The sequence below is a fragment of the Tistrella mobilis genome (assembly GCF_039634785.1).
GTDB classification, from domain to species: domain Bacteria; phylum Pseudomonadota; class Alphaproteobacteria; order Tistrellales; family Tistrellaceae; genus Tistrella; species Tistrella mobilis.
Genome location: NZ_JBBIAB010000009.1, coordinates 205,341 through 219,227, shown reverse-complemented (window position 1 = coordinate 219,227; position 13,887 = coordinate 205,341). Strand labels below are relative to the sequence as shown.

Here is a 13,887-nt window from a genome sequence, read left to right as displayed (position 1 = left end):
TCTAGGCACAAGGTCATATCGAGATGCCAAGGCGCTCATCGGTCAGTCGTTCTTAAAGTCCTAAGATCGACGACCGCCGCCCTCGCATCCCTTCCGATCCGTTTCACAATGTCAAAGATCCAGACGAAGCGTTCCCGCCCCGCGGCACCCTCGGGCGCCTGCCCTTCTTAAGGGCCTGCCTCGTTTAAGAGGCTGTATTCTCTGGCTTTTCAGCCCCGCCCGGCGCCGCGTCGTCCGCGGTGCCCGTCGGTGTGGGGCGGTTTATATGGGGATCCGGCCCCCCTGTCAACACACTTCGATGACGTTTTCGCGACGCCCCTGAGCCTGCCGGACATCCCCTTGAAATCATGAGAGATCATCCATCGCTCTTCCCGCCGGTTTCCCGGCCGCCCGGCAAAGCCTCTGCGATTTTTTTCCGGCACCGGCATTTTTTCGGGGCCGCCTGCGACACATCCGGCGGTCTTCCGCCCCGCGGGGCCCGATCATGCGCGTGACCATCCGGAGACCGGACCACCGGATACGGCACCCGTCGAAGCACGGTTCCGCGGAGACCCCGACGGTCCAATCCATGCTCGTGCACGAGCGCGAGGGCGCCCGCGCGCGTAACCCCTTCATATTCCGCACCGCATCGCGGCATGCAGCACCACATGAAGTGAGGTATCCAAGTGGTTAACGATACATGGCTTTTTTCCTATCTTGCCCTGCATCGCGGCTGCGACGTCCTGCCCCGGCCATCGCGCCCAACATCCCGTTGACACCCCGCCTGCGCTTGGGCACAGTGGCAAAAAATCGAAAACAAAGTCGTGAGCCTTTTGTTCGCTTTCCGCGCTGGCGCCGGTATCGGCAACAGCTTGGAACCGACCTCCGGGTCGTTTCGACAAGTCGGCAGGCATCCGATCGAATCGCTTCACGCCCGGTTCTCCTTCCGGAGACTCGGTCTGACGTCAATTGACTGACCGCATGCAAGATATGTCATCGTTTGATGGATGATCTGTAAGGTCAGTGAACGGATGCCGGGCCCCGGGACGTGGATGATACGGATGCCGGCTGGAAGCGGACACGGGATCACGAAGATCGGCCAGAAAGAGGCAAGTCCAAAGTGATCGGGCGACGCATCTCGACCGGAATGTCGGACAGGCGGTACCGGCAGGTCGGGAGCACGCGACAAGAGCGGGTTCAAACTCAAAGGGGCGACTTCATGCGGTTCACCACCGACGGGCTTGGTGTGCGACAAAACCTGTGGGGCAGGACGATGGCTGCGGCCGTCGCGGCAATCATGGGGGTGACGCTTCTCACCACACCCGGAACTTCCACAGCCGCCGAATATGTCGCCTTCGCCGACCCGCTGGTGAACAGCTTCGATCCCTTCGACATGACGCTCCGCAACCAGGCCCCGGTTGCAGCGCCCGATACCCTGACCCGCCGCCTGCTCGACGAACGCCTTGAACTGCGCACCCTGACGCCCTCGACCAATGCCGCCGAGATGGGCCCCATCATCCGCACGGCGACCGTCGAACGTGGCGACACGATCATCGACCTTCTGGTCCGCAACGGCGTCGCCCAGGAAGACGCCTATGCGCTGGTCGATTCGATGCGCAAGGTGTTCAACCCGCGCAGCCTGAAGGTCGGCCAGGAAGTCACCCTGACCTTCCCGCGCCAGCGGGCGGGTGGCGGCAGCGGCCCGGTGACCAGCTTCCAGATGGCGATCGACGCCGAGCGTCAGATCCGCATCGAACGCAGCGGCCTGCAGACCAGTTTCACCGCCGTCGAGGTGCGCAAGGAGCTGAACCGTCAGCTCGCGCTGGCCTCCGGCGAGATCCGCTCCAGCCTGTACGAAGCAGCTGCCGCGGCAGACCTGCCGGTCTCTATGGTGTCGGAGCTGATCAAGCCCTTCTCCTACGACGTCGACTTCCAGCGCGACATTCAGCCGGGCGATCGGTTCGAGGTGCTCTATGAGCGCATGGTCGACGAACAGGGCCGCGCGATCCGCAATGGCGACGTGCTGGCGGCGACCCTGGTGGTCGGCGGCCGGTCACTGACCCTCTACCGTTTCGATGACGACTGGTTCGATCCGAACGGCAAGAGCGTGCGCAAGGCCCTGCTGCAGACCCCGATCGAGGGCGCCCGTCTGACCTCGGGCTTCGGTGCCCGCCGCCATCCGCTGCTCGGCTACACCAAGATGCACAAGGGCGTGGATTTCGGCGCCCCCACCGGCACCCCGATCATGGCCGCCGGTGACGGCGTGGTCGAAAAGGCCGACTGGTTCAGCAGCTATGGCAAATATGTCCGCATCCGCCACAACGGCACCTACTCCACCGCCTATGCCCATATGAGCCGGATCAACGTCCGGGCGGGCCAGAAGGTGAAGCAGGGTCAGGTGATCGGCGCGGTCGGCACCACCGGCCGCTCCACCGGACCGCATCTGCATTACGAAGTGCTGGTGAACAACAAGCAGGTCAACCCGAAGAGCATCAAGCTGCCGGTCGGCCGCACCCTCGCCGCTGCCGAGCTGAAGAAGTTCCGCCAGACGGTCGCCCAGGTCGAGAAGCAGGTGGCGAGCCTGCGCGGCGCCTCGGCCACCCTGGCCAGCACCACCACGGCGACGCCGGGCCGCTCCACCGAGTGATTTCGCGACCAGCTGGAAGCGCCCGCCCGGACCGCGACCAGCTGGAAGCGCCCGCCCGGACCGCAACGAAAAACCCCCGCCCGATCGCTCGAGCGGGGGTTTCTTTACGTCTGGTCCCGGGATGCCGATCAGGCCGCCGCCGCTTCAGGCGTGCTGGTCTCGAAGACCAGCGCGCCGTCCCGGACATCCGCCCGAACCGTCGAGCCCTCGGGCAGCCGGCCTTCCAGCACCATGCGCGCAAGCGGGTTCTGCACCTCGCGCTGGATGGTCCGCTTCAGCGGCCGCGCACCATAGACCGGGTCATAGCCGGCATCGGCCAGCCAGTCGCGGGCTGCGGGGCTGAGATCGAAGCCGATCTGCCGTTCGGCCAGCCGCTTGACCAGATCGGTGATCTGGATGTCGACGATCCCGCCCATATGCTCGCGGCCGAGCCGGTGGAACAGGATGATCTCGTCCAGCCGGTTGAGGAATTCCGGACGGAAGGCCGCACGGACCACCGCCATCACCTGCGCCCGGACGTCTTCGGCCGGCGCACCCGGTTCCTGGCCCGCCAGAACCTCGGCGCCCAGATTGCTGGTCAGGATGATGACCGTGTTGGTGAAGTCGACCGTCCGTCCCTGACCATCGGTCAGCCGGCCGTCGTCCAGCACCTGCAGCAGAACGTTGAACACGTCCGGATGGGCTTTTTCCACCTCGTCGAACAGGATCACCTGATAGGGACGCCGGCGCACCGCCTCGGTCAGCACACCACCTTCGTCATAGCCGACATAGCCCGGAGGGGCGCCGATCAGCCGCGAGACGGCGTGCTTCTCCATGAACTCCGACATGTCGATGCGCAGCAGCGCCGCGTCGTCGTCGAACAGGAACTGCGCCAGCGCCTTCGACAGCTCGGTCTTGCCGACGCCGGTCGGGCCAAGGAACAGGAAGGAGCCGATCGGCCGGCGGGGATCCTGCAGCCCGGCACGGGCACGCCGGACGGCCTCGGAGACCGCCGCGACCGCCTCTGCCTGGCCGATGACGCGCTCGCCCAGCACCTGCTCCATGCGCAGCAGCTTGGCCCGCTCACCTTCCAGCATCTTGTCCACCGGCACGCCGGTCCAGCGCGAGACGATCGCCGCGATATGGCCATCGGTCACCGCCTCGTCGAGCAGGCGGCTCTTCACCTGCTCTTCGGCTGCCTTCAGCTTCCGCTCCAGTTCGGGGATCCGGCCATAGGCCAGCTCGCCGGCCTTGGCCAGGTCACCGCGCCGCTGGGCGTTGGCAAGCTCCAGCCGCAGCTGGTCCAGCTCCTCCTTCAGCTTCTGCACACCTTCCAGGCGGCCCTTCTCGGCCTTCCAGGATGCGGTCATGTCGGCGGTCTGCTTCTCCAGCCCGGCAATCTCGCCTTCCAGCTTGACCAGCCGGTCCTTCGACGCCTGATCGCTTTCGCGCTTCAGCGCCTCACGCTCGATCTTGAACTGGATGAGCCGGCGGTCGAGCTCGTCGATCGCCTCGGGCTTGCTCTCGATCTCGATGCGCAGCCGGCTCGCCGCCTCGTCGACCAGGTCGATCGCCTTGTCGGGCAGGAAACGGTCGGTGATGTAGCGGTTCGACAGCGTCGCCGCCGCCACCACCGCGGCATCGGTGATCCGCACGCCGTGATGAAGCTCGTAGCGCTCCTTCAGGCCGCGCAGGATCGAGATGGTCTCGGCCACCGTCGGCTCTTCGACCATCACCGGCTGGAAGCGCCGGGCGAGTGCGGCATCCTTCTCGATATGCTTGCGATACTCGTCGAGCGTGGTGGCGCCGATGCAGCGCAGTTCGCCGCGGGCCAGCTTGGGCTTCAGAAGGTTGGAGGCATCCATCGAGCCTTCGGCGGCACCAGCCCCGACGAGCGTGTGCAGTTCGTCGATGAACAGCACCACTTCGCCCGCCGCCGCGTCGATCTCCTGCAGCACGGCGCGCAGCCGCTCTTCGAACTCACCCCGATATTTGGCACCGGCGACCAGCGCCCCCAGATCCAGCGCCAGCACCTTCTTGCTGCGCAGGCTCTCGGGCACGTCGCCATTGATGATGCGCAGCGCAAGCCCCTCGACGATGGCGGTCTTGCCGACGCCGGGCTCGCCGATCAGCACCGGATTGTTCTTGGTGCGGCGGCTGAGCACCTGGATGGTGCGGCGGATCTCTTCGTCGCGGCCGATCACCGGGTCGAGCTTACCGTCCCGCGCCGCCTGGGTGAGGTCGCGGGCATATTTCTTGAGCGCGTCATAGCCCTGCTCCGCCTGCGCACTGTCGACCTTACGGCCCTTGCGCATATCGCGGATCGCGGCCTCCAGCGCCTGCGGCTTCACACCGGCCGATGCCAGCGCCTTCTGCGCCTCGGTCCGGTCGACCAGGGCGAGCGCGAGCAGAAGGGTCTCGGCCGCGACATACTCGTCTTCCAGCCGCTTGGCCAGGGCCTCGGCCTCGGTGAACACGCGGCCGGTATCCGGCGCCAGATAAAGCTGGCCGGCACCGCTGCCTTCGACCTTGGGCAGACGGGTGAGCGCGCGCTCGGTCGCCTCGCGCAGCTTCGCGGGGTCACCGCCCGCGGCCTGCACCAGACCCAGCCCCACGCCCTGCTCGTCATCGACCAGGACCTTCAGAAGATGTTCGGGCGTGAACTGCTGATGCCCCCGGCCCTGCGCCAGCTGCTGGGCGGCCTGGAGGAAACCCTTTGCCCGATCGGTATAGCTCTCGATATTCATGCCGTGGCGTCCCTCGACGATCGTCCGATGGAATGGCGCGCGTCCCTGGCTTGCGTGGCGACGGCACCGACCGACCTGCCCCGGCGATCCTCCGCTGCTGCGGCCGGCCACCGGGCGGACCGGTTGTCCCCGGCCCACATCCCATGTGGTGAACCGGCAACAGTCGTGCAAGATCGCCTCGCACCATCTTCATGCATCGCTATGATGCGGATCTGACCTGCCCTTCCAGGAGACCGAGGGATGGCCGACGGCGCCTTGATCGACATCAACCGCTTCCCCGTGAAGAGCCTGTCCGTGGACCGGCTGACGGAAGCCCGGCTGGAAACCGGCGCCGGCCTGCCCGCCGACCGCCGCTTCGCCTTTGCGAAGATCGGCACGCAGCCCAATCCGTTCCAGCCCGAATGGCGCCCCAAGGCGGCCTTCCACGTGATGGTGACCGAACCGCGCATGGCCGCCATCGCCTGTCGCTACGACACGGAAACCGACCGGCTGGTACTGACCCTGCCCGACGGAGAGGCCATCGCCGGCCAGGGCGACGACCCGGATTTCGGGGTCCGCGCCGGCCAGCTGGTCGCGCGCCATCTGGACCTGCCCCCGGCCAAGGCGCCGATGCTGGTCAAGGCAGGGACGGGTTCGTTCACCGACAAGGAACGCCAGATGCTCTCGATCACCAATCTGGCGAGCGGCCGGGCGCTGGCTCATGCCATGGGGCTTGCGCCCGAGGCGCTGGATCCGCTGCGGTTCCGCAATAATCTGGTTGCCGATTTCGGCGAGCCCTGGATCGAGCGCGACCTGATCGGCCGCACCATCGAGATCGGCGAGGTCGCCGTCGAGGCGGTGGCACCGGTCATTCGCTGTGCCGCCACCCATGTCCGCCCGGGTACCGCCATCCGGGATCTGGAGGTCCTGCCGGCCCTCTCCTCGACCCAGGGCCACAAGGAATTCGGCGTCTTCACCGTCGTGACCCGCCCCGGCACGATCCGCGCCGGCGATCCGATCACCATCCGCTGAACCGCCCCGACCGAGGCCTGCCCCCCGGATACACGAACGCCGCCGTCGGTCATCCCGACAGCGGCGTTCGTTCAGGCAGCAATGGCAGCCGGCCGGGCTCGTCAGCCGGCCTCGCCCTCACCCTCGCTCGCCTTGCGGCGGGTGCGGGTGGTGGTCGCACGCTTGCGGACCGGCTTTTCGGCCGGTGCAGCCCCCTCGGCGGCAGCCGCTTCCGCGGCCGCGGCCATCTCGGCCTTGGTCCGGCGGGTGCGGCGCGGCTTGGGCGCCTCGGCCTCTCCGGCCTCGGCTGCCGCAGCCTCGGCGGCCTTGGCGGTCCGGCGACGCGGAGCAGGTGCCGGCTCGGCCGGCTGTTCGGCCGCCGGTGCCGAAGCGACAGGTGCCGAAGCAACGGGCGCCGGCGTCGCAGGTGCCGGAGCGGCAGGTGCAGGGGCCGGAGCGGCGGGCGCCGGGGCAACCGGTGCCGCGGCAGCAGGCGCAGGCTTTTCAACCGGTGCAGGCTTTTCGGCCACCGGGGCCGGCTGCTCGGCAACCGGCTGCGGTGCCGGGGTCAGATCGCCGGCCGGGCGCCGTTCACGCGGCTGCTCGCCACCGAACAGATCGCTCTCGCCACCGCGCTCGGTGTCACGCTCATCGCGGCCCTCGCCACGATTGCCGCGACGGCCGCGACGACGGCGACCGCCCCGCTCGTCATCGCGATCACCCCGGTCGGTCCGGTCACCACGCTCGGGCCGGTCACCACGCTCGGGCCGGTCACCACGCTCGGAGCGATCACCACGTTCGGGCCGATCACCACGTTCAGACCGGTCACCGCGCTCAGGTCGGTCACCACGTTCGGGCCGATCGCCACGCTCGGCGCGGTCACCCCGATCACGGTCTCCGCGATCGAAACGGCTGCCACGCTCGAAACGCTCGCCACGATCGCCGCGCTCATAGCGGTCGCCACGGCTCGGGCGCTCCGCCGGCTCGGCGGCCTCGTCCTCGCCCTCGGCGTCGCCGGTCTCGGTCTCGTCCTCGTCGGAGTCCGTTTCGGTCCCCGGGCGCGAGAACCGGTCCTGAACGGGGCTCCGGTCGGTGCGGTTCTCGTCCTGGGTGCCGTTCATCAGGCGCAGATAATGCTCGGCATGCTGCAGGCAGCTTTCGGCCAGCACCCGGTCGCCCGAACTCGACGCATCACGGGCCGCAGCCAGATAACGATCGATGACCTGGGACAGGTTGCCCTTGATCTTGCCGGCAGGGCCGTTGCTCTCAAAGATCCGGTTGCGGTTGACCGGCTGCTGCGGCCGGGGGCGACCACCACCGCCGCCACCGCCCTGCTGCCGTCCCATGCGCGTCCGCTTGGAATTCGGGCCGTTCCTCATGTCAGTCCAAGCCGTCCTATCTGTTCTGTGTTACGGCCGAACGGGCCGTCGATGTGCCAGGTGGCAAATACTCGTGTAACCGCTCCGCAAGGGCGGCCGATCGGATCCGGGGCAACACGGTGTCCGCCGGTTGCGGACGACCTGCCCAAGGGATCCGTGTGGCTCAGGGCGCCACCGCTCCGGCATGCCGCGCGGTCACGCAGCGTCCGATACGGCCCAGATCATTCCTTACGGATGTCGTCAATCCCAGGTCGCCGAAGAGGCGCTCCACATCCCGCGCCTGTCCTCGTCCGACTTCCACACATGCGAGCCCTTCGGGGTGCAGCAGGCGTGCAATCACGGGTGCCAGCACCCGATATGCCTCGAGACCATCATCACCGCCATCAAGGGCAAGATGTGGCTCGTGCCGCGCAACCTCCGGATCCAGGGCCCGGATTTCACTGGTAGGTATATAAGGCGGGTTCGACACGATCAAGTCGAATACGTGGCCGGGTGCGGCCGAAAGCGCCGTCGCCCAGTCGCCGACCACCACCACCGCGCGGCCGGGCGCAATTCGCGCCAGATTGCTCCGGGCCACCCGCGCGGCAGCCTCGGAACGGTCGACCGCAACCGCCTGCGCTTCGGGCAGTTCGCTGAGCAGGGCCGCCGGCAGACAGCCCGAACCGGTGCCCAGATCCAGGATCCGCCAGGGCTGGCCGCGGCCTCGGCCATCGGCATCGACGAAATCCAGCACGGCCTCGATCAGGGTCTCGGTATCGGGCCGTGGGGTCAGGACATCGGCGGTGACGTCGAGATCGATGGTCCAGAAGCCGCGGGTGCCGAGGATCTGAGACAGCGGCTCACGCGCAAGCCGCCGGGCAAGCATGGCCTCCGCCGCGGCACGCGCATCGGGCGAAACCGGCTGGTCGCCGCGGGTCAGCAGGCCGGCCGCATCCAGCCCCGTCACCCGCTCCACGATCATCCGCGCTTCCAGCCCGGCATCCGCGCCGGCGACCTCGGCCAGCCGGGCCGTCAGCATCCGACGCAGGGCGTCTGCGTCCCCGCCCCCGGCCGGGCTCATGCGCCGGTCTCGTCCAAAGCCGCCAGCCGGGCGGCCTGATCCTCGGTCACCAGCGCCTCGATCAGCTCACCCAACGCCTCGCCCGCCACCACCTTGTCGAGCTTATAGAGGGTGAGGCCGATGCGGTGATCCGTGACCCGGTTCTGGGGGAAGTTGTAGGTCCGGATCCGCTCGGACCGGTCCCCGGACCCGACCAGGCCGCGCCGCTCTGCCGCGCGCGCCTCGGCCGCCGCATCGCGGGCCTGCTCGAACAGCCGCGCGCGCAGGATCTTGAGCGCCTTCGCCCGGTTCTTGTGCTGGGAGCGCTCGTCCTGCTGCACCACCACGATGCCGGTCGGCAGATGGGTGATGCGAACCGCGCTGTCGGTGGTGTTCACGTGCTGGCCGCCGGCACCGCTTGCCCGGAAGACGTCGATCTTCAGGTCCGCCGGATCGATGGCGATGTCGACCTCTTCCGCCTCGGGCAGGATGGCGACCGTCGCCGCCGAAGTGTGGATGCGGCCCTGGGCCTCGGTCTCGGGCACACGCTGCACCCGGTGGACGCCGCTCTCGAATTTCAGCCGGCCATAGACGCCCGCCCCCTCGATCTCGGCCACGACTTCGCGAAAGCCGCCGAGGTCGCTCTCCGTCGCCTGCAGCAGCGAGACCCGCCAGCCGGCCTCCTGGGCGTAGCGCTGATACATGCGGAAGAGATCGGCTGCGAACAGCGCCGCCTCTTCGCCACCGGTGCCGGCACGGATTTCAAGGATGGCGCTGCGGTCATCGGCCTCGTCGCGCGGCAGCAGCATCACCCGGACGGAGCGGTCCAGCGCCTGGCACTCGGCCTCGAGGCTCCGGCACTCTTCCTCGGCCAGCGCCCGCATCTCGGCATCGGCGGCCGGATCGCCGGCCATCACACGCGCTTCGGCCAGTTCACGCGCCACCTCCCGCTGCCGGCGCACGGCCTGGGCGAGTTCGTCGAGCCCGGCGAATTCGCGGGACAGGCGCACATAATCGCCCGACCCGGCAATCGCCGGGTCGGCGAGCCGTGCCGCCAGTTCTTCGTGGCGACGCAGGACCTGATCGAGCTTGGCCTGAAGCGACATGACCTGAGGGTCAGCCCCGCGCGGCCAGGCGGTCGACGAGATCGGCGAGCGCCACCTCGGTCTGGGCGCCGTCGTCCAGGCTCTTCAGCTGGGCGGCACCGCGGGCAAGCTCGTCATCACCGAAGATCACCGCCTGGGCAGCACCCACACGGTCGGCGCGCTTCATGCGCTTCTTCAGATTACCGCCATAGCCGAGATCGACCACGACACCGGCCTTACGCAGCCGGCGCGCCAGCACCATCGCCTCGGCCTCGGCAGCCGGACCCAGCGGCACCAGCGCCACCGGACGGATGGCGGCAGCCGGCGGCTCGGCCAGCAGCGACAGCCGCTCGACACCGGCCGCCCAGCCGACGCCCGGGGTCTCGGCGCCGCCCATCTGGCCGATCAGCCCGTCATAGCGGCCGCCGGCGAGCACGGTGCCCTGGGCGCCCAGCCGGTCGGTCACGAATTCGAAGGTGGTGTGGCAGTAATAGTCGAGCCCGCGCACCAGATAGACATTGCGGCGGTAGGGGATGCCCAGCCGGTCGAGCCCGGCCAGGACCGTCGCGAAGAAATCGGCGGCATGGGGCGTCAGGTAGTCGTCGAAACGCGGCGCGTTCGCCACCACCTCGCGGTCGCCCGCATCCTTGCTGTCCAGCACCCGCAGCGGATTGCGGTGCAGCCGCTCGCGGCTGTCATCGGAGAGGCGGTCGATATGGCCCTCCAGATAGGCGACCAGCGCCATGCGATAGGCGTTGCGGCTCTCCATGTCGCCGATCGTGTTGATCTCGAGCATGGTGTCGCCCAGCACGCCCAGCCGGTCGAGAATATCGGCGCCGAGGGCGATGACTTCGATATCGCCGCTGGGTTCGGGCACGCCCAGCAGCTCGACACCGATCTGGTGGAACTGCCGCATGCGGCCCTTCTGCGGGCGTTCGTAGCGGAACATCGGGCCGCGGTAGAAATATTTGAGCGGCACCTGCTGCAGCAGTCCGCCCGAGATGACCGCCCGGGCGACACCGGCCGTGCCCTCGGGGCGGAGCGTCAACCCCTCCCCGCCGCGATCGGCGAAGGTGTACATCTCCTTCGTCACCACGTCCGACGTGTCGCCCAGGGTGCGCTTGAACACCTCGGTGAATTCGAAGATCGGAGTCGCGATCTCGCCATAGCCGTAGGTGGCGCCGACATGGGCCACCGCATCGAAGACATTGCGATAGCGCGGCATCTCGTCGGGCAGGATGTCGTGGGTGCCGCGCACCGGCTGCAGCTTGGCCAAGGCTGGGGGTCTCCGTCAGGCAGGTTCTGGGATGTCCGGGAAGGAAAGGTGCAGGGTCGCCGGGGTCAGCCCTCGGCTGCGACCTTCCGCTTCAGCGTGGTCATGGCGGTGTCACCGGCGGCGATCGCCTCGGCGCGGGCCTCGACCAGTTCGACGATATGGTCGATCAACCGGTCGTCGCCGACCTTATGGTCGGGTGCGCCGTTGATATAGACCAGATGATGGCCGCCGCCGCCGGTGACGCCGATCTCGGTTTCGCGCGCCTCGCCCGGGCCGTTGACCACACAGCCGATCACCGACAGCGAGATCGGCACGGTGATGTGGCCCAGCCGGTCTTCCAGCTTTGCGACCGTGTCGATCACCTGGAAGCGCTGCCGGGCGCAGGAGGGGCAGGACACGATGGTCACCCCGCGCCGGCGCAGCCCCAGGCTCTTCAGGATGTCGTAGCCGACCTTCACCTCTTCGACCGGATCGGCCGAGAGCGAGACCCGGATGGTGTCGCCGATGCCCGACCAGAGCAGCATGCCGAGGCCGATCGAGGATTTGACCGTACCGGAGCGAAGACCACCCGCCTCGGTGATGCCCAGATGCAGCGGGTAGTCGCAGGCCTCCGCCAGGCCCTGATAGGCCGCGACCGCCAGGAAGACGTCGGAGGCCTTCACGCTGATCTTGGTTTCGAAGAAGTCGTTCTCTTCAAGAATGCGGATGTGGTTGAGCGCGCTTTCGACCATCGCCTCGGGGCAGGGCTCGCCATAGCGCTCCAGCAGTTCCCGCTCCAGGCTGCCGGCATTGACGCCGATGCGGATCGAACAGCCGTGATCCTTCGCCGCCTTCACCACCTCGCGCACGCGGGTGGCCGAGCCGATATTGCCGGGGTTGATGCGCAGGCACGCCGCCCCCGCCTCGGCCGCCTCGATGGCGCGGCGATAGTGGAAATGGATGTCGGCAACGATCGGCACCGGGCTGCCGGCCACGATCTGCTTCAGCGCCGCGGTCGAGTCTTCGTCGGGGCAGGACACTCGTACGATATCGGCACCGGCCTCCGCCGCGCGACGGATCTGATCGAGCGTGCCTTCCACATCCGGGGTCTGGGTGTTGGTCATGGTCTGCACCGAAATCGGTGCGTCGCCGCCGACCTCGACCGGACCGACCCGGATCTTGCGGCTCTGGCGCCGCTCGATATGGCGATAGGCTCTGACGGTCATGATGGCTTCCGTCGCTGATCATGGCCCGCGGACGGCAGATCGGCCGCGGATGCCGGACGTTGAAGGACTTATCAGCCGCGGCCATGCCCGGCAAGCCTCATGGAGCCGGGCCAGGGCGGCGGGGCCGGGGATACAGCCCCCGTCCCGGCCGCTCAGCCCGCCGCGGCCTGCAGCGCCTGCCGGTCGAGAACGATATTGCGCTTCACGACACCCGCCGCCCCGAGCGGCGGCAGGGTACGGCCGTCGACCTGGATCTCGATGCCGCCGGCATTGCCGGTGATCATGCTGGCGCCGGCCGCCTCGGGCGGAAGGTCGTAGGTCTCGCCGGCCCGCAGGATGCGGCTGAACACGGTGCCACCACCGGGCGCACGGATCTGCAGCCAGCTGTCGGCGGTGGCGACGATACGAATGCCACTGCCCGAGGCCGGCGCCGCGGGTGCCGGCGTCGACGCGGCAGGAGACTGGGCTGCCGGAGCCTGGGCCGCAGGAGCCGACGCAGACGGGGCCGATGCAGAAGGAGCCGGAGAAGGCGCCTGGGCAGAAGGAGCCTGGGCAGTCGCAGTCGGCGCAGGCGCCGGGGCCTGCGCTGCGGGGGCGGATGTCGTGGGTGCCGAGGTCGTGGGAGCCGGGGTCGTTGATGACGGGGCTGCCGGCGACGAGGTGACCGGTGCCGCCGCCGAGGATGCGGCATCGGCGGTCTCGGCTTCGTCGGTCTGGCGATCGGTCACCTCGGCAGCGGCGCGGTCGTCGGCCGTGGTGGCCGTCTGCCCGGCCGTCGTGCCGGCGCCGACCTGGGCGGCATCACGCCCCTCGCCACCCGACTGGAGCAGATAGGCCGGCACCTCGGCGACGGTGTCGGCGATCTGGTTCGGGGTCTCGCCGAAATAGCGCCAGCCGCCATAGGCGATCACGGCCAGCACGACGGCGACCACGATCACCGTGAAGCGCGGCATCTGGCCTTCTTCGGCCGGCGTCGGAAAATCGAGCGTGTTGGTCTGGGGCACATGCTGCCCCTCGGCCTTGTAGCGACGCAGCAGCTCGGGCACATCCAGGCCGAGGAAGGCGCCGTAAGAGCGCAGGAAGCCCATCACATAGGCAGGCGCCGGCAGCTCGGCATAGCGGCCTTCCTCCAGCGCCTCGAGATAGAGGCGACGGATGCGCAGCTGGTCGGCGACCTGGGCGATGTCGTGCCCCTGGCGCAGGCGCTCGCGTTTCAACAGCGCGCCGACACCGGCATAGTCGCCGGATCCGCCGGTGGGGCCGCCACCGGACCCTCCGGCCTCTCCGGCGTTCACGTCGTAGAGGTGCAGGCGGCTGCTGTTGGACGTTTGGCGCGCCATCGGCTGTCTCGATCGCTCCGGTCGCAGGGTCAGGATGCGGGCGGCACCCGCGTGAGTTTCAAGGTGGGGCAGGGGCAGGCAGCCGTCAATGCGGACATCATCGCCGCCGGCCCGGCCGGATGGCGGTGCGCAGCGGACGCACCCTGTCTTTTTTGCGGTGCCGAATTGCGCAGACCCTACTCCCCGTCGCGCCCGAGTGCAAGGGGAGGGCTGGGATGGCG

9 protein-coding genes are annotated in these 13,887 nt (G+C 68.5%); 2 read left to right on the top strand and 7 right to left on the bottom strand.

The features are described from left to right. Positions 1-1,252 precede the first annotated feature (1,252 nt). Complete coding sequence (locus WI697_RS15425) at positions 1,253-2,626, top strand: M23 family metallopeptidase (RefSeq protein WP_231889514.1); 1,374 nt, start codon at positions 1,253-1,255, stop codon at positions 2,624-2,626. Positions 2,627-2,754: 128 nt separating this feature from the next. Here the strand turns inward: WI697_RS15425 and clpB are convergent, their stop codons facing one another. Then, positions 2,755-5,352 (bottom strand): ATP-dependent chaperone ClpB, encoded by a 2,598-nt coding sequence (clpB, locus tag WI697_RS15420; RefSeq protein WP_345959055.1) that lies wholly within the window; start codon positions 5,350-5,352, stop codon positions 2,755-2,757. A gap of 240 nt (positions 5,353-5,592) precedes the next feature. Between clpB and WI697_RS15415 the strand changes: the two genes are divergently transcribed. Next, positions 5,593-6,363: an MOSC domain-containing protein gene (locus tag WI697_RS15415; RefSeq protein WP_345959054.1), complete on the top strand. Its 771-nt coding sequence runs from the start codon at positions 5,593-5,595 to the stop codon at positions 6,361-6,363. A 101-nt stretch (positions 6,364-6,464) separates the two neighbouring features. On the opposite strand, the gene WI697_RS15410 is transcribed toward WI697_RS15415, so the two are convergent. The 6 genes from WI697_RS15410 to WI697_RS15385 all read right to left on the bottom strand — a co-directional run bounded on the left by WI697_RS15410 (position 6,465) and on the right by WI697_RS15385 (position 13,666). Continuing rightward, complete coding sequence (locus WI697_RS15410; protein WP_345959053.1) at positions 6,465-7,688, bottom strand: DUF4167 domain-containing protein; 1,224 nt, start codon at positions 7,686-7,688, stop codon at positions 6,465-6,467. Between the two features lie 196 nt (positions 7,689-7,884). Further along, a complete protein-coding gene (gene prmC, locus WI697_RS15405) occupies positions 7,885-8,781 on the bottom strand; it encodes a peptide chain release factor N(5)-glutamine methyltransferase (protein WP_345959052.1) in 897 nt (298 codons plus the stop codon). Then, complete coding sequence (gene prfA / locus WI697_RS15400; protein ID WP_014743899.1) at positions 8,778-9,866, bottom strand: peptide chain release factor 1; 1,089 nt, start codon at positions 9,864-9,866, stop codon at positions 8,778-8,780. Before prfA ends, prmC begins: the two co-directional genes overlap by 4 nt. Before the next feature lie 10 nt (positions 9,867-9,876). Next, on the bottom strand, positions 9,877-11,121 hold the full coding sequence (gene hisS, locus WI697_RS15395; RefSeq protein ID WP_345959051.1) for a histidine--tRNA ligase: 1,245 nt from the start codon (positions 11,119-11,121) through the stop codon (positions 9,877-9,879). A 65-nt stretch (positions 11,122-11,186) separates the two neighbouring features. Further along, positions 11,187-12,326 carry a flavodoxin-dependent (E)-4-hydroxy-3-methylbut-2-enyl-diphosphate synthase gene (gene ispG, locus WI697_RS15390; protein ID WP_062768154.1) on the bottom strand — a complete coding sequence of 380 codons (1,140 nt, stop codon included), beginning with the start codon at positions 12,324-12,326 and terminating at the stop codon, positions 11,187-11,189. A 152-nt stretch (positions 12,327-12,478) separates the two neighbouring features. Then, positions 12,479-13,666, bottom strand: coding sequence for a helix-turn-helix domain-containing protein (locus tag WI697_RS15385; RefSeq protein WP_345959050.1), 1,188 nt, complete (start codon positions 13,664-13,666; stop codon positions 12,479-12,481). Positions 13,667-13,887 lie beyond the last annotated feature (221 nt).